The 15927-nt window shown below is 73.8% G+C and carries 16 protein-coding genes; 9 read left to right on the top strand and 7 right to left on the bottom strand.

Annotated features, from left to right (window positions below):
- Positions 1 to 17: 17 nt before the first annotated feature.
- On the bottom strand, positions 18 to 998 hold the full coding sequence (locus ABD901_RS04675; RefSeq protein WP_345121585.1) for a GH12 family glycosyl hydrolase domain-containing protein: 981 nt from the start codon (positions 996 to 998) through the stop codon (positions 18 to 20).
- 84 nt (positions 999 to 1082) lie between these two features.
- Here ABD901_RS04675 and ABD901_RS04670 point away from each other — a divergent pair, with 84 nt between their 5' ends.
- Together ABD901_RS04670 and ABD901_RS04665 are read left to right on the top strand one after the other, a co-directional pair.
- Entirely contained in the window at positions 1083 to 2081 is a 999-nt protein-coding gene (locus ABD901_RS04670; protein ID WP_345121583.1) for a LacI family DNA-binding transcriptional regulator, read from the top strand.
- A gap of 259 nt (positions 2082 to 2340) precedes the next feature.
- A complete protein-coding gene (locus ABD901_RS04665) occupies positions 2341 to 3318 on the top strand; it encodes a DUF1152 domain-containing protein (RefSeq protein WP_345121581.1) in 978 nt (325 codons plus the stop codon).
- Between the two features lie 27 nt (positions 3319 to 3345).
- Here ABD901_RS04665 and ABD901_RS04660 read toward each other — a convergent pair whose 3' ends face one another.
- From ABD901_RS04660 to ABD901_RS04650, 3 genes are read right to left on the bottom strand one after another with little or no spacing between them, the layout of a single operon-like run.
- Positions 3346 to 4281 carry an ABC transporter permease subunit gene (locus tag ABD901_RS04660; protein ID WP_345121579.1) on the bottom strand — a complete coding sequence of 312 codons (936 nt, stop codon included), beginning with the start codon at positions 4279 to 4281 and terminating at the stop codon, positions 3346 to 3348.
- The gene (locus ABD901_RS04655; protein WP_345121577.1) at positions 4278 to 5162 is read right to left on the bottom strand and encodes an ABC transporter ATP-binding protein; all 885 of its coding nucleotides are present in this window, start codon (positions 5160 to 5162) and stop codon (positions 4278 to 4280) included. The genes ABD901_RS04660 and ABD901_RS04655 overlap by 4 nt, the downstream gene beginning before the upstream one ends.
- A complete protein-coding gene (locus ABD901_RS04650) occupies positions 5159 to 5608 on the bottom strand; it encodes a GntR family transcriptional regulator (RefSeq protein ID WP_345121575.1) in 450 nt (149 codons plus the stop codon). The genes ABD901_RS04655 and ABD901_RS04650 overlap by 4 nt, the downstream gene beginning before the upstream one ends.
- A gap of 108 nt (positions 5609 to 5716) precedes the next feature.
- Between ABD901_RS04650 and ABD901_RS04645 the strand changes: the two genes are divergently transcribed.
- From ABD901_RS04645 to ABD901_RS04635, 3 genes are read left to right on the top strand one after another with little or no spacing between them, the layout of a single operon-like run.
- Positions 5717 to 6298, top strand: coding sequence for a PadR family transcriptional regulator (locus tag ABD901_RS04645; protein WP_345121573.1), 582 nt, complete (start codon positions 5717 to 5719; stop codon positions 6296 to 6298).
- Positions 6295 to 7020, top strand: coding sequence for an ABC transporter ATP-binding protein (locus ABD901_RS04640; RefSeq protein WP_345121571.1), 726 nt, complete (start codon positions 6295 to 6297; stop codon positions 7018 to 7020). The genes ABD901_RS04645 and ABD901_RS04640 overlap by 4 nt, the downstream gene beginning before the upstream one ends.
- On the top strand, positions 7017 to 9482 hold the full coding sequence (locus ABD901_RS04635; RefSeq protein ID WP_345121569.1) for an FtsX-like permease family protein: 2466 nt from the start codon (positions 7017 to 7019) through the stop codon (positions 9480 to 9482). The genes ABD901_RS04640 and ABD901_RS04635 overlap by 4 nt, the downstream gene beginning before the upstream one ends.
- A gap of 16 nt (positions 9483 to 9498) precedes the next feature.
- On the opposite strand, the gene ABD901_RS04630 is transcribed toward ABD901_RS04635, so the two are convergent.
- Genes ABD901_RS04630 through ABD901_RS04620 form a run of 3 tightly spaced genes read right to left on the bottom strand, consistent with a single transcriptional unit; the run spans position 9499 to position 11643 of the window.
- Positions 9499 to 10095, bottom strand: a complete 597-nt coding sequence (locus ABD901_RS04630; RefSeq protein ID WP_345121568.1) for a nucleotidyltransferase family protein — start codon at positions 10093 to 10095, stop codon at positions 9499 to 9501.
- Positions 10096 to 10146: 51 nt separating this feature from the next.
- Complete coding sequence (locus ABD901_RS04625) at positions 10147 to 11043, bottom strand: undecaprenyl-diphosphate phosphatase (protein WP_345121566.1); 897 nt, start codon at positions 11041 to 11043, stop codon at positions 10147 to 10149.
- 48 nt (positions 11044 to 11091) lie between these two features.
- Positions 11092 to 11643 (bottom strand): hypothetical protein, encoded by a 552-nt coding sequence (locus tag ABD901_RS04620; RefSeq protein WP_345121564.1) that lies wholly within the window; start codon positions 11641 to 11643, stop codon positions 11092 to 11094.
- A 125-nt stretch (positions 11644 to 11768) separates the two neighbouring features.
- Here ABD901_RS04620 and ABD901_RS04615 point away from each other — a divergent pair, with 125 nt between their 5' ends.
- Genes ABD901_RS04615 through ABD901_RS04600 form a run of 4 tightly spaced genes read left to right on the top strand, consistent with a single transcriptional unit; the run spans position 11769 to position 15898 of the window.
- On the top strand, positions 11769 to 12797 hold the full coding sequence (locus ABD901_RS04615) for an MGDG synthase family glycosyltransferase (protein ID WP_345121562.1): 1029 nt from the start codon (positions 11769 to 11771) through the stop codon (positions 12795 to 12797).
- On the top strand, positions 12794 to 13510 hold the full coding sequence (locus ABD901_RS04610) for a polysaccharide deacetylase family protein (RefSeq protein WP_380133118.1): 717 nt from the start codon (positions 12794 to 12796) through the stop codon (positions 13508 to 13510). Before ABD901_RS04615 ends, ABD901_RS04610 begins: the two co-directional genes overlap by 4 nt.
- Positions 13507 to 14481 (top strand): UDP-glucose 4-epimerase GalE, encoded by a 975-nt coding sequence (gene galE / locus ABD901_RS04605; RefSeq protein WP_345121560.1) that lies wholly within the window; start codon positions 13507 to 13509, stop codon positions 14479 to 14481. The genes ABD901_RS04610 and galE overlap by 4 nt, the downstream gene beginning before the upstream one ends.
- A 10-nt stretch (positions 14482 to 14491) precedes the next feature.
- The gene (locus ABD901_RS04600) at positions 14492 to 15898 is read left to right on the top strand and encodes a sensor histidine kinase (protein WP_345121558.1); all 1407 of its coding nucleotides are present in this window, start codon (positions 14492 to 14494) and stop codon (positions 15896 to 15898) included.
- Positions 15899 to 15927: the final 29 nt, after the last annotated feature.

The raw sequence follows: 15927 nt of genomic DNA, 5'->3' as shown, positions 1-15927 counted from the left end.
GTCCTGCCACTGGTGGGTCAGCCGGTGATGGTCCACTTCTGGTTGGTGCTGCCGGCGCAGTCCCAGATCTGCAGCGGGGTGCCGTCCGCGGAGGAGGCGCCGGCGGCGTCGAGGCACTTGCCCAGCGCGCGCAGGGTCTGGTCGGTGCCGGCCGTCCAGCGCTGGGCCGCGGTGCCGTTGCAGTCGTACAGCTGCACCCGCGTGCCGTTGGCGGAGTTTGCGGCGGCCACGTCCAGGCACCTGCCCAGGGCGCGGACCGTGCCGTCCGTGCCGACGGTCCATTGCTGGGCCGCGGTGCCGTTGCAGGTGTACAGCTGGACCTGCGTGCCGTTGGCCGGGTTGGCCGCGGCCACGTCGACGCACTTGCCGCCGATGCCGGTGATCGCGTGGCCACCGCCGCCGGTGGCGTTGGTGACGCTGGAGGAGAAGGAGGTGACGGCCAGGCCGACGCCGCCGCGCCAAGGCTCGAAGCCGGCCTGGACGCTGGTGAGGTACCAGTTGCTGGCGCCGTAGCCGCGGCTGATGCTGTCGAGCAGGAACGGCTTGATGTCGAAGCTCCAGGACGTGATCGCCGCCGGGGCGACGTAGGACACGACGTTGTTGCCGCCGTTGTTGCCGGTCCAGACCGTCCAGCTGCGCCCGCCGATGCTCGCGGTGCCGGTGGCCGCGCCGACCGGCTGCACGCCGCCGGTGCGGTTGAACCAGATCATGATCTCCTGCTGGTTCACGCCGTTGGTCTTGGGAGTGGGGTCCATCCAGATGTCGTACGAGGCGTCGAAGGTGGCGTTGCCGACGTAGGTGTAGCTGATGCTGCTCGGCGCGGTGCCGATCGTGGACACCTGCTTGGGCAGCGCGGTGCCGGGGCTGCACAGCGTGTAGTGGCAGCCGTAGAAGATCGACGGGTACGACACCGGGGCGCCGCTGCTGGCGGATGGCGTGCGGTCAGGCGGTGCCGCACGACTGGAAGCGCTTCCACTTACGATGCGGTCGATACTCATAGATGTCAATACCGTCGCCACTGGAAGCGCTTCCAAAGCGGTACACTGGCGGCCCGCCTCGACGACGGATATGGAGGGAGACGCATGACCCGGCCGCCGACCCTCGACCAGGTCGCGGAGCGGGCCGGGGTCTCGCGGACCGCCGCATCGAGGGTGATCAACAACGCGCCGAACGTCAGCCGCGCCACGCGCGATGCCGTCGAGCGGGCGATCCGGGACCTCGGCTACCACCCGAACCGCACCGCCCGCGCGCTGGCCACGTCGCGCACCGACACCGTCGCCCTGGCCATCTCCGGCGAGCGTCCCGAGATCTTTGCCGACCCGTTCTTCGCCCAGGTCATCGTCGGGGTCTCGGAGGCGATCGAGGAGACCGACCTGCACCTGATGCTGTGCCTGGCCACGTCGGTGCGCGGCCAGACCCGCCTGCGCCACCTGCTGGACCGCCGCGGGGTCGACGGCATGATGGTCATGGCCCTGCGCGGCGATGACCCCCTCGCGCGCATCGCCGAGCAGTCCGGGCTGCCGACGGTCTTCGGCGGCCGGCCGCTGCGGGGCGAGCCGCACTGGTTCGTCGACGCCGACAACGCGGGCGGCGCCCGCCTCGCCGTCGAGCACCTCATCGCCCAGGGCCGCCGCCGCATTGTGATGATCAACGGCCAGACCGACACCAACGTCAACGACACCCGCCGCCGCGGCTACCTCGAGGCCCTGACCCTCGCCGGCCTCGCCTCGGCCGGCACCGCCGACGGCGACTTCACCGAGCCCAGCGGGCACGCCGCCACCGCGGCCCTGCTGGCCGGGCGCCCGGACCTCGACGCCGTCTTCGCCGCCAACGACAACATGGCCGCGGGTGCCCTGCGCGCGCTGCGTGAGGCCGGCCGGCGGGTCCCGGACGACGTCGCCGTCATCGGCTTCGACGATCTCGCCATCGCCGAGCAGACCGACCCGCCGCTGACCACGGTCCACCAGCCGGTGCGAGCCCTGGGCCGGGAACTGGCCCGGATGCTGGTCCTGGCTCTGGCCGGGCGCGAGCCGACGCCGCTGCTGCTGCCCACCCGGCTCGTCGTGCGCGGGTCCGCGTAGCGCCGGACCGGCTCGTCGCAGATCGGCCCGCCGCAACTCTTGCGCTCGGCGCTGGCGAGGAATAAGTATTGGCCGACAACAAAACCCCGCCGGCAGCCACACCTGACCCAACCGGCAATCGATCAACCCAGACGATCACCCCAGGCCGCAACCACACGACTCGGCGCACGACCCGCCACGTAAGCCGAGTCCCGGTGGGCGGCGCGTCCAACCCACGCGCCGCCCACCGCGCATTGCGATGATTCAGGATCATGGTTCCGTGACTGGTTTTTCGATGGCGGCCGCGTCGCTTGCCGTGCCGCCGCTGATGGCCGCCCTGGCCAAGGCGAACCGGGTGCTGATCGCCGGTGCGGGCGGCGGCTTCGACGTCTACGCCGGGCTGCCGCTGGCGGTCGCACTCTGGGACCGCGGCGCAGAGGTCCACCTTGCGAATCTCTCGTTCACCCAGCTTGAACTGCTCGACCTCGACGCCTGGGCGGGGCCGGACGTCGCCGAGGTGAGCGTGGACACGCGTGGACCGGACGACTACTTCCCGGAGCGGACCCTCGCCCGCTGGCTCGCCGCACACGACCTACCCGCGACCGTGTTCGCCTTCCCGAAGGTCGGCGTGCAACGGCTGCGCGCGGCCTACCACCACCTCGTGGAGCGGCTGGGCATCGATGCGATCGTGCTGGTCGACGGCGGCACGGACATTCTCCTTCGCGGTGACGAGGACGGCCTCGGCACGCCGGTGGAGGACATCACCAGCCTGGCCGCGGTCGCCGGCCTCGACGTGCCGGTCAAGCTGGTGACCTGCCTCGGCTTCGGCATCGACGCCTACCACGGCGTGGTGCACACGCAGGTGCTCGAGAACCTCGCGGCGCTCGACCGGGACGGCGGATACCTCGGCGCGCTGTCGATCCCCGGCCGCAGCCGCGAAGCCGAGCTGTACCGTGACGCCGTCGCCGACGCCCAGGCCGCGACGCCGATACGGCCGAGCATCGTCAACGGCCAGATCGCCGCCGCCACCCGGGGCGCGTTCGGCGACGTGCAGTTCACCCGGCGTACCAGTGGCAGCACATTGTTCGTCAACCCACTCATGGCCATCTACTTCACGGTCGAGCTCGACAAACTGGCCGCGCGATGCCTGTATCTGGACCGGATCGAGCACACCTACGGCATGCGCCAGGTCGCCACCCGCATCGAGACCTTCCGCGACGAGGTCACGCCGCGCATACCTCGCGCGTTCCCGCACTGAACCGGCCCGACCGGTCCCGCACGCCGGTTAGGTCGGGCGCCGGCGCAGCCACCACAGCGTGGCCAGCACAAAGGCGGCCGCTAGGGTGACCAGCCAGGCGGCGTCGAGGGTCTGGAAGGCCCAGAACCGGGAGCCGGGCTCGTACAGCATCCAGGTGGTGTAGTCGGCCCGGCTCCACGTGCGGTCCTGGGCGTGCAGGGCGACCACCGCGTTCCACTCGGCGTCGGACAAGCGGCGGCCGGCGGCGTCGACCTGCCAGCTGTCCACGACCCAGGGCTGCCCGCCGTGGCCGAGGCCGTTGGTGGCGGCCGCGCTCAGGACCGGCGTGGCGAAATGCGGGCGCAGGAGCTGCCAGTCGGTGAAGAACACGACGACCCAGGCGGCGCCGGTGACGAACATGGCCAGGACGGTGCGGCGCAGCACGGCGCCGGCGAGCAGGCCGAGGGCGAAGCAGAACAGCGTTGCCGCGGCGAGGTAGACGCCGTCGGCGTGGTAGGCCCAGGGCGCGAGGCGGTCCTTGACGACGGCGATCGGGGTGTACCACCAATGAAAGAATGCGCTGAAGGCGAGCGTGGCGACCAGGAGCGCGCCGCCGAGCAGGGCGACCTTGGCCAGCAGCAGGCGGCGGGGTGTGACGGCCTGGGTCCAGGCGAAGCGGAACGTGCCGGACTCGTACTCGCGGGCCAGCATGGGCGCGCCGACGAACATGCCGAGCAGGCCGGGCAGCAGTGCGAGGAACTGCGTCCACAGGCCCCAGCGCTGCGCCTGCTCGGAGAAGGCGTTGAGCTGGGCCGAGCCGCACGCCGATCCGCAGGTGTCGAGGCCGAGCTGGTGGTAGGACGCCCGGATTTTGATGCCGGTGTACACCAGGAGGCCGACCAGGGCCAGCAGGACGCCGGCGCTGGTGAGCAGGGCGGTGCGGTGCAGCCGCCAGGTCGGCCAGAGGATGCGCGGGCGGCTCATCGGGTCACCAGCTGACGCGGGCCGGGCAGTGCGGAGGCGTCCGAACGCAGGTACGCCAGGACGAGCTCGTCGAGAGTGACGGCGCGCCGCTGCCATCCCGGCGGCGGCCCGGCCTGCGGCTCGCGGGTGCGGACGATGAGGTGGGCCTGCGCGGCGGCCTGCACCCGCGACACGATCGGGTGCGCGGCGGCGACGTCGCCGATGCGGTCGGTGGGGCCGGTCAGCAGCTGGTGGTGCTCGAGAAGGTCGTCGACGTCGCCGGCGAGGCGTACCGCGCCGTCGCGCAGCACCACGAGGTAGTCGCAGGCGCGTTCGAGCTCGGCGAGGTTGTGCGAGGAGAACAGCACGGAGATCTCGTGCTCGGCGACGGCGGTGAGCAACGCGGCGAGGAACTCGTGCCGGGCGAGCGGATCGAGGCGGGCCAGGGGCTCGTCGAGCAGCAGCAGCTCGGGGCGCTTGCCCAACGCGAGCGCGAGGGCGACCTGGGCCTGCTGGCCGCCGGAGAGCGTGCCGTAGCGGCGCCGCGGCGGCAGGTCGAGCGCCTCGATGCGGCCCCAGGCGGTCGCGGCGTCCCACCGGGTGTTGAGGTGCTCGGCGAGGCGCAGCAGCTCGGCGACGGTCAGCGCCGGGTAGAGCGCGGCGTGCTGGTCGACGAAGCCGACCCGGTCGCGGCGGGCGCCCGGCTGCGCGCCGAGGACCTCGATGCGTCCGGCGGTGGGGCGGCGCAGCCCGATCGCGAGCTCCAGCAGTGTGGACTTGCCGGCGCCGTTGGGCCCGACGAGCGCGGCGACGCGGCCCGCCGGGACGGCGAGGGTGCAGTCGTCGAGGGCTACCGTCCGGCCGTAGCGCTGGGTGAGCCGGAACGCCTCCACGGCGTTCATGCCGCCCCCTCGCGTCGCCGGGTTGCGCGGGCCGGCGCCGGCGCCGTTTCCTCGTGCAGGACGCTGGCGACGAGGGCGCTGATGCCGCCGTGGTCGAGGCCGGCCTCCCGGGCGGCGTGGACCCAGGCGACGAGCTTGCGGCGCAGCGCCGCCTGGCCGGCGAGGTCGACCACGGGCAGGGTGCCGCGCACGAAGGTGCCGACGCCCTGCTGGGTGTGCACGACGCCGCGGGTGGTGAGCTCGCGGTAGGCCTTCTGGACCGTGTTGGGGTTGATCGCGAGGGTCTCGACGACGTCCTTGATGCGGGGCAGGCGGTCCCCGTCGCGCAGGACGCCGAGCCGCATCGCCTGCTCGACCTGGTGCACGAGCTGCAGGTAGGTCGGCACGCCGGAACCCGGATCGAGCACGAAGCGGATCCGCGACGGACCATCTTTATCTAGTTCCATAGTAAAACCATAAAACTGATGCGGGCGACCGTCAAGCCATCCGCGCCGCTGGACCAGCGGTATTATACCGAGTATGCTACGCGGCATGATATCGAGTGAGGTGATGACGTGAGCATCCGGCATGCGCTGTTGGCGCTGCTCAGCGAGGGTCCCAAGTACGGGCTGCAGCTACGCGAGGAGTTCGAGGCGCGCACCGGCGAGGTGTGGCCGCTCAACGTCGGCCAGGTGTACACCACCCTGCAGCGGCTGGAGCGCGACGGCCTCGTCGAGTCCGACGACGACGCCGATCCCGGGCCGCAGAAGGGGTTCCGGATCACCGCCGACGGCGCCGAGGAGCTCGCCGGCTGGCTGCGCACGCCACCCGATCTCGCCTCGCCGCCGCGCGACGAGCTGGTCATCAAGATCCTCGTCGCGGTACGGCTGCCCGGCGTCGACGTGCACGAGGTCATCCAGTCGCACCGGCGCTACCTCGTGGAGCTCATGCAGCAGTGGACCCGCCTCAAGGAGGAGGAGGCCGACCTCGACATCGGCCTGGCGCTCGTCGTCGACGCCGAGCTGTTCCGGCTCGACTCGGTCGTACGATGGCTCGACACCGCCGACGGCCGGCTCAAGCGGGCCGCGCTCGAACCGCCGGCACCGGCCCGCACGGCGACACCGCTGATCCGGCGCAGGGCGGGGGTGCGCCGGTGAGCGGGGTCCTCGAACTGCGCGCAGTGTCCAAGACCTACCACGACGGCGCCGACGAGGTGCACGCGCTGCGCGAGGTCGACCTGGCCGTCGAGCCGGGCCGGATGGTCGCCGTCATGGGCCCGAGCGGCTCCGGCAAGAGCACGCTGCTGACCATCGCCGGTGCGCTGGAGACGCCGACCGGCGGCGAGGTGCTCGTCGCCGGGCAGCCGTTGTCGGCGATGTCGCGCGACGACCGGGCCCGGCTGCGCCGGCGCGCGATCGGCTACGTGTTCCAGGACTTCAACCTGCTGCCCGGCCTCACCGCCGCCGAGAACGTGGCGCTGCCGCTGGAGCTCGACGGCATGACGGCCGGCAAGGCGCGCGCCGCGGGGATGCGCGCCCTGGAGGAGCTCGGCCTCGCCGACCGGGCGGGACGGTTCCCGGACCAGCTCTCCGGCGGCGAACGGCAGCGGGTGGCGATCGCCCGGGCCGTCGTCGGCGACCGGCGGCTGGTGCTGGCCGACGAGCCGACCGGCGCGCTGGACTCGGCCAACGGCGAGGCCGTCATGCGCATGATCCTGGCCGCGTGCAAGCGCGGCGTCGCCGCCGTGGTCGTCACCCACGACGCGCAGCTGGCCTCCTGGGCCGACCGGGTGCTGTTCATCCGCGACGGCCGAGTGGTGGACCGCACCGCGCCGCGGCCCGGGCCGGACTCGCTGCTGAGCGAAGAGGCCGCACGATGAGCCTCGCCGTGCAGGACCGGCCGCTGGACCTCGGCACCGGCACCGGAGGCATGCCCGCCCGCCGCGCCGTGGTGCGCTGGGCGTGGCGGCTGTTTCGCCGCGAGTGGCGCCAGCAGTCGCTGGTGCTCGCGCTGCTGCTGCTCGCCGTCGCGGCCACCACCGCCGGGCTCGGGATCGCCGCCAACGCCCCGTCCGAGGCGTCGCGCTTCGGCACCGCCGACCACATCGTGACGCTCGAGAGCACCGGCGCGCGGCTGCAGGCCGATCTTGCCCAGCTGCGCGACGCGTACGGCACCGTCGAGGTCATGGAGCACGGCAAGAAGATCCAGATCCCGGGCACGGCCGACGGCATCGACGTGCGCGCCCAGGACCCCGGCGGGCCGTACGGGCGCTCGATGCTGCGCCTGGATCAGGGCCGGTGGCCGCAGGGCGCCGGCGAGATCGCCGTCACCGAGCGCGTGGCGACCCTCGTCGGCCTGCACGTGGGCGGCACCTGGAGCGCCGACGGCCGGCAGCGCACGGTGGTCGGCCTGGTGGAGAACCCGCTCGACTTCGCCGACCGGTTCGCCCTCGTCGCGCCCGGCCAGCTGGCCACCGTCGATCACGTCGATGCGCTCGTGCGGGTACCGCATGCGCAGTTCCTCGCGAAACCGCGGCCCGACGGCGCGTCGACCCAGCGCCGCAACGAGGAGGCGGACGCGGCCAGCATCCTCGTGCTGCTGCTCGCCACGATCGGGCTGGTGTTCGTCGGCCTGCTGTCGGTCGCCGGGTTCAACGTCATGGCCCAGCGGCGGCTGCGGGCACTGGGCATGCTCGGCGCGATCGGCGCGAGCCACCGGCACATCCGGCTGGTCCTGCTGGCCAACGGCGCGGTCATCGGCGGCGCCGGCGCGCTCGCCGGCGCCGTGGCCGGGGTCGCCGGCTGGGTCGCGCTGAGCCCCGCGTTCGAGCCGATGCTCGGCCACCGCATCGACCGGTTCCGGCTGCCGTGGGCGCCGCTGATCGTCGCCGTCGCGCTGGCAGCCGTCACCGCCGTCGTCGCCGCCTGGTGGCCGGCCCGGGCCGCCGCCCGCATCCCGATCGTCGCCGCCCTGTCCGCCCGGCCGGCGCCGCCCCGCCCGGCGCACCGCTTCGCCGCGCTCGGCGCCGTGCTGCTCGCCGCCGGCCTGACCGCGCTGTACCTGGCGCAGCAGACGAAACCGCCGTACATCATCGGCGGCGTGCTGGCCACCGCGCTCGCGGTGCTGCTGCTCGCCCCGGTCGGGGTGGCCACCATCGGCCGCATCGCCCGCCACGCTCCCCTGGCGTCGCGGCTGGCCATGCGCGACCTGGCCCGCTACCGGGCCCGCTCCGGCGCGGCGCTGGCCGCGATCGCCCTCGCCATCGGCATCGCTGCGACGGTCGCCCTCGCCGCCGCCGTCGCCGTGGCCAAGACCGCCACACCGAGCGGCGGCAACGTGCCCGCCGACCAGCTCGTCGTCTGGCTCGGCCGGGAGGCGATGAACGGGCCCGTGCCGTCCGTGCCGGCGGCCGACATGCGCCGCCACGCCGACACGATCGCCGCCGAGCTGCACGCCACGGTCGTGCCCCTGGTCGGCGTCGTCGACCCGAACGCGCCGCCCGAGCGCGACACCGGCGGCATCCCGCCGATCGTGCTGGCCAAACCCCACAAACCCTTGCCGGGCGAGCCCGCCGGCAGCGTGGTGTACAGCAGCGACGACACGGTCGCGATCTTCGTCGCCACCCCCGAAGTCCTCGCCCACTACGGCATCGATCCCGCGAGCGTCAACGCCGACACCGATGTGCTCACGCCGCTGGCCAACCTCAACGGGTACGACATGATCCCCGGCGGCAACCCGCGCTGGACGCCCGTCCTGCAGCACGTGAACCTGCCCGCCTACAAGGACGTGCCCAACCTCCTGATCACCGCGCGCGGCATGGCCAAGCTGCACGTGACCGAGATGCCGGTGGGCTGGCTGATCGACGCGCCGGACAAGCTCACGACGGCGCAGGTCGACCAGGCGCAGCGCGCCGCGGCCGCCGCCGGGCTCTACATCGAGTCCCGCCCGACCGGCGCGGACGAGGCCCGCCTCGCCGCCCAGTTCACCGGCGCCGGCATCGCCGTCGCGCTCGGCGTGCTCGCTATGACCGTCGGGCTCATCCGCAGCGAGACGGCACGGGACCTGCGCACGCTCGCCGCGGCGGGCGCGCGCGGTCGCACCCGTCGCGCGCTGACCGCCGCCACCGCCGGGGCCCTCGCCCTGACCGGCGCGGTCATCGGCACCGGCTGCGCCTATCTGGCGATGCTGGCCTGGTACCACAAGGAGGCGCACTGGCTGGCACACCCGCCGCTGCTCAACCTGGCGGCGATCCTGCTCGGCCTGCCGGTCGTCGCCTACATCGGCGGCTGGCTGCTGACCGGACGGGAGGCCAGGACGATCGCCCGTCAACCGCTGGAGTAGCCCGAAGCCCGGCGGTTCACCGCGGCGGGATGACGGTGACCGCGGGCCAGCGGGTCTGCGGCTGGTGGCGCGCCAGCCTGGCCAGGGAGCGTTCGACGCTGATCTGCCGCGGATTGCGCCGCCAGACGCCGCCGAGCAGATCGTCGAGGCCGAACGGGGCGCAGATCTCGATGGTGTCGTCCGAGCCGAGGCGTACGGCGACGGCGGTGGCCGTCTCGGGCCACGTTGCCAGCGCGTCGTGGATCGACGCCAGCGGTTCGACCGGGTCGCCGCCGAACTTGCCGTGGTACCAGGTGTGTACCGCCGCCTGGTTGCGCGCCTCCCACGGCACGCCGGGCAGTCGCTGCCCGAGGCGTTCTTCGACCCGCTCGTCGTTGCCACGGCTCAGGTCGTGCGGGTCGAAGAAGGCGACGTCCACGTCACGGACCCGTTCGGGCGAGAAGCCCGGCCCGTAGCGCTCTCCCCACACGAGGTCACGCAGAGCGCCGGCGCCGACCCAGGCGTCGGCAACGCGCTCGTCGCGGACCGCGGCGAGGACGCGAAGCATCCATTCGCTCGAGCGGATCAGGTCGACCAGGGCTGTTTCGCTATCGCTCAATGTCCGCTGCGCCATGGCGGCCAGTATGCCGTGATTCCGCCGCACGCACCGGCCGCGACGGGCCGGTCAGGCGACGGTGAGCCAGACGAGGCTCGCCACGCCGGCGATGACGCAGTAGATCGCGAACGGGGTCAGGGTCCGGGTCTCGAAGTACCGGGTCAGGAAGCGCACCGACAGGTACGCGGCGACGCCGGAGGCGAGGCTGCCGGCCAGGACCTGGCCGCGGATGCCCTCGCCGAGCGGCCCGAACAGGTCCGGGATCTTCAGCACACCGGCGGCGAGGATAACGGGGGTGGCCAGCAGGAACGAGAAGCGGGCCGCGTCCTCGTGCGACAGGCCCTTGAGCAGGCCGGCGCCCAGGGTGACGCCGGACCGGCTGATGCCGGGCAGCAGGGCGAGCACCTGAGCCGAGCCGACGAGCGTCGCCCCGCCGAGGGAGCCGGCCGCGATCCGACGGTCCGACTCGGCCGCGGGATCCGTCTGCGGTACCGCAGGATCCGCGGCCGCGCGCCGCCGGAGTCGTTCGGCGCCGTACAACAGCACGCCGTTGACGATGAGGAAGATCGCGGCGGGGATCGGCCGGCCGAGCACGGTGCGAAACGTGTGCTCCAGCAGCAGCCCGGTGATTCCGACCGGGATCGTGGCCAGGACGATCATCCACGCCAGCCGCTCGTCCGGCGTCTCGATCCGCCGGTACCGCACCGAGGTGACGAGCCCGGTGACAATGCGCACCCAGTCGCGCCAGAAGAACACCAGCAGCGCCAGCGCCGTCGCCACGTGCAGGCCGACGACGAACGCCAGGTACGGCGACTCCGGCGCGGACACGTTGAGGTCGCGGGCCCAGCGCCCGCCGAGCAGCGCCGGCAGCAGGATGCTGTGGCCCAGGCTCGACACCGGGAACAGTTCGGTGACGCCCTGCAGGAGGCCGACGACGATCGCCTCAGGATAGGTCAGGTGATTCACGCCGGCATCGTGGCAGCCCGATCCTGAAGAAATCATGAACCGGCACGGTCACGGCCACCGGACCGAGTCGGTGACGGTACGCCACGCGTCGACGGTGTCGGCGCCGTGCGGGGCGGCCAGCGTCACGGTGAGCAGCGTCGACGGGGCGTGCCAGTACTCGTAGCGCTCGACGTCGTCGTTGACGACGTTGCCGGTGACCGGGTCGGGCGGCGCGTCGGCGCGGTAGGTGACGAGCAGCGCCTGGCCCGCCGGGCGCTCGAGCACCGACACGGTGCCGGCCGTGAACCCGGCGGTCTTCGCGCCGAGCGCGGCGAGCTCCGCCTGCCCGGCCGGGACGTCCGGGGCGCCGCCGGTGGCGAGGGTGACGGTGATCGTGTTGAGCTTGTCGGTGAACGTGACCGTGTCGCCGGACTCGGCGCGGGCCCAGCCCTCCGGCACCTTGATCGCGTACTCGCCGCCGGCCGGGCGGTACTCGACGAACGCCTGGTTGTCGGGGATGTCGCCGTTGCCGCCGGCAGTCGGGGTACCGCTGCCGCCGCATCCGGCGAGGGTCACTGCGGCGGCCGTGGCGAGGGCCGCCAACGTGACGATGGTTCGCATGGCCGGGCACCGTAGGCGCGCATGCCTGAACGCCCGCTGAACGGCGGCGGATTCAGCGTTCCTTCAGGTTGGCGCGGCCACCATCCCAGCTGCCCGGCAACCACGGGCTCGACAGGGAGGTCCGCATGCAGCGACGAACATCGGTGGCCGTCATCTCCGGCAGCTTCGGCGCCGGCCACGACGGCGCGGCGGCGGAGCTGGCCCGGCGGCTGCAGGAGCAGGGCCACGCCGTGCACCGCCACGACTTCGTCGACCTGCTGCCACGGCGCACCGGGGTGCTGCTGCGCGGGCTGTACCGGCGCCAGCTCACCGTCGCGCCGCGGACCTGGGGCTGGCTGCTCGCCCTGGCCGGATCCGAGCGGTTCGGCCGGCCGGCGGCGGCGCTGACGGCGGCCGCCGACGACGCCACCCTCGCGGCGGTCGGCGGCGCCGACCTCGTCGTGTCGACGTATCCCCTCGCGAGCCAGGTGCTGGGCCGGCTGCGACGCGAGGGCCGCCTGGCCGCTCCGGTCGTCACCTACCTCACCGACCTGTCCGTGCACCCGGCCTGGGTCGCCGACGGGGTGGACGTGCACCTCGCGCTGCATGACGACACGGCCCGGCAGGCCAAACAGCTCGGCGCGCCCGACGTGCGGGTGGTCGCGCCCGCGGTCCGGCCGGCATTCCAAAGGCCCGGCCCATCGTTACAACGCGAGGTGCAGGCGCTGGTCGTCGCCGGGGCCTGGGGCGTCGGGCAGGTCGAGCGGGCCGCGCTGGACATCGCCGGCACCGGCCTGGCCGTGCCGGTCGTGGCCTGCGGGCGCAACGACCCGCTGCGGCGGCGGCTGAACCGCTCCGGGCGCATCGTCGCGCTGGGCTGGGTCGACGACATGCCGGCCCTGGTGCGCTCCTGCCGGGTCGTGGTGCAGAACGCCGGCGGGCTGTCGTCGCTGGAGGCCCTCATGGCCGGGGTGCCGGTGGTGACGTACCGCTGCCTGCCCGGCCACGGCGCCGCCAACGCCGAGGTCCTGGACCGCATCGGCTGGGTGCCGTGGCTGCGCGGCCGCGCCGACCTCGCCGCCGGGTTGCGCGCCGCGCTCGACGGCCGGACCGCGTTCACGCCCTCCCCGGTCCAGCCCGAGACGGTCATCGCCGAGCTGGCGGTGACCTCGTGAAGGGGATCCTGGCCGCGGGCGCGATCGCCGGCCTCGCCGCGCACGCGCTGCCGGCCGTCACCGCGTACACGCCCGGGCGTCGCGCCCTGCTGCCCGGCCTGGCCGGCACCGGGCCCGCCGACCGCATCGCCCTGACCTTCGACGACGGGCCCGACCCGACGTCGACGCCCCTGTTCCTGCGGCTGCTCGACGAGCACGACATCCGGGCCACGTTCTTCCTGCTCGGCTCGATGCTCGACCGCGACCACGGGCTCGGCCGCGAGATCGTCGCCGCCGGGCACGAGGTCGCCGTCCACGGCTGGTACCACCGCTGCCTGCTGTGGCGCACCCCGCGGGCCACCCACGACGACATCGCCCGCGCCCGCGACCTCGTCGGGTCGCTCGGCGGCGGGGAGCCGCGCTGGTACCGCCCGCCCTACGGCGTGCTCACCACCGGCGCGCTGCTGGCCTGCCGGCGGTTGCGGCTGACGCCGAAGCTGTGGACCGCGTGGGGCCGCGACTGGCGGGCCGCCGCCACACCCGACACGATCGTCGCCGACGTGACGAGGACCCTCGTCGGCGGCGGCACGATCCTGCTGCACGACTCCGACTGCACCTCGGCGGCGGGGTCGTGGCGGCGTACCCTCGACGCACTCCCCCGCCTGATCGACTGGGCCCGCGTGCGAGGGCTGCGCATCGGCCCGCTCACCGAGCACGAGCCGGTGCGGCCATGACCTGGCTCGTCACCGGCGGCGCCGGGTACATCGGCGCGCACGTCGTCATGGAACTGCGGGAATCCGGCGAGCGGGTCGTCGTCCTCGACGACCTGTCCACCGGCGACCCGGCCCGCCTGCCCGGCGACGTGCCGCTGGTCGTCGGCGACGCCGGCGACCCCGCACTCGTGCGCGCAACGCTCGAGGGCCACGGCGTCACCGGGGTCATGCACCTGGCCGGCAGCAAGTCGGCACCCGATTCGCTGATCGAGCCCATTCGGTACTACCGGCAGAACGTCGGCGTCGTTGTCTCCGTGCTCGACGCGATGGTCGCCGCCGGCGTCACCAGGCTGGTGTTCTCCTCCTCCGCCGCCGTCTACGGCCGGCCCGACACCCCGACCGTCACCGAGGACGCCCCCACCCGGCCGCTCAGCCCGTACGGCCAGACGAAGCTCGTCGCCGAGCAGCTCGTGGCCGCCGCCGCGCAGGCGCACGGCATCTCCTGGATCGCCCTGCGGTACTTCAACGCGGTCGGCGCCGCCGCACCGCACCTCGGCGACCGCGGTACCACCAACCTGCTCCCCCTGGCCTTCGACGCCCTGCGCACCGGTGTGCCGCTCGTCGTCGCCGGCACCGCCCTGCCCACCGCCGACGGCAGCGGCGTGCGCGACTACGTCCACGTCGCCGACCTCGCCGACGCACACCGCCGGGCGGCACAACGCCTCGCCGGCCGGCCGTACGGGCACATCTACAACGTCGGCGCCGGCCGCGGCCACTCCGTCCTCGAGGTCGTCCGCGCCGTCGCCGACGTCACCGGCACGCCGGTGCCCACCCGGCCGGGCCCGCCGCGCCCCGGCGACGCGCCGTCGGTCGTCGCCGCCATCGACCGCATCGCCCGGGACCTGTGCTGGCGGCCCCGCCACACCCTGCACGACTGCGTCGCCTCCGCCTGGCAGGCCCGATCCGCTCCGCTGACCGCGGTCGCAAGCTAGGTTTCACGGCATGAGGAGCCCACGCCGACGACTCGAGGAACTGCTGCGCGAGCGGCTCGGCGTGCGGATGCGCTCGGCGCTGGCGGCCGCGGCCGTCGTCGCGATCGCCTCCGTGCTCAGCGGCATCGCGCTCGTCGTGGCCGCCCGCATCATCCTGACCCAGAACGTCAACGACTCCACGTCGCAGCGCGCCACGCAGGTCACCGACGCGCTCGGCGAGGGCGGGGCGGGGCTCACCGCGGCGCTGCGCCCGTCGCCGCACGACCGCACCATCGTGCAGGTCGTCGACGCCGGCGGCCGGGTGATCGCGGCGTCGGCGCTGGCCGGCGGCTCCGGCCCGATCTCGCCGCTGCGCCCGCCGCCCGGGGAGACCGAGCAGGAGCGGCGGCGGCTCGTCGTGGACCACGACGACATGTTCCTGATCGTCGCCACCGGCGTCGACACCGCCGCCGGGCGGCGCACCGTGCTGGTCGGGCAGTCGATGGACGAGGTGAACGACGGCACCGAGGCCACCATCGGCGCGCTCGCCATCGGCCTGCCCCTGCTGACCGCGGTCGTCGGTGTGGCCACGTTCCTGTTCGTCGGCCGGACGCTGCGCCCGGTGGAGGCGATGCGCCGCCAGGCCGACACCATCACCGCCCAGAACCTGCACACCCGGCTGCCCGTGCCGGCCATGGCCGACGAGATCGCGGCGCTGGCCACGACGATGAACACCATGCTGGACCGCATCGAGGACGCCACGGCCGCGCAGCGGCGCTTCGTCGCCGACGCCAGCCACGAGCTGCGCAGCCCCCTCGCCACCATCCACGCCGGGCTGGGCATCCTCGAGCGCGTCGACATGCCCCCGCAGGCGGTCGCGCAGGTGCAGCGCATGCACCGCGAGAGCAGCCGCATGGCCACGCTGATCGCCGACCTGCTGCTGCTGGCCCGCGCCGACGAGTCCGGGCTGCGGCTGCGCCGCGACGACGTCGACCTCGACGACCTCGTCTACGCCGAACGCGACCGCATCGCCGCGCACCACCCCAACCTGCGCCTCGAGGTCCACGTCGCCCCGACCCGGGTCCAGGGCGACCCGCAGCACCTGCAACGCGTGCTGCGCAACCTGCTCGACAACGCGGCCCGCCACGCCGGCGGCCGGGTGGCGATCGACCTGCACGCCGACAACCGCCACGCGGATCTCACGGTCAGCGACGACGGCCCCGGCATCCCGGCCGCGGACCGCGAACGGGTCTTCGACCGGTTCGTCCGCCTCGACAACGCCCGCTCCCGCGACGGCGGCGGCACCGGCCTCGGCCTGGCCATCGCCCGCGACATCGTCGCCACGCACGGCGGGACCCTCACCATCGGCGAGTCCCCGTCCGGCGGCGCCGCCCTGCACATCCGCCTGCCGCTCAAGGCCGATCCGGTCGCGGTCTGACCAGGTTGTGCCCGGCCCGGCAGCGACCC

It is taken from the genome of Dactylosporangium darangshiense, from assembly GCF_039537565.1.
Lineage (GTDB): Bacteria > Actinomycetota > Actinomycetes > Mycobacteriales > Micromonosporaceae > Dactylosporangium > Dactylosporangium darangshiense.
The sequence above is the reverse complement of the archived record's forward strand: the minus strand, read 5'-3'. Positions and strand labels throughout refer to the sequence as shown.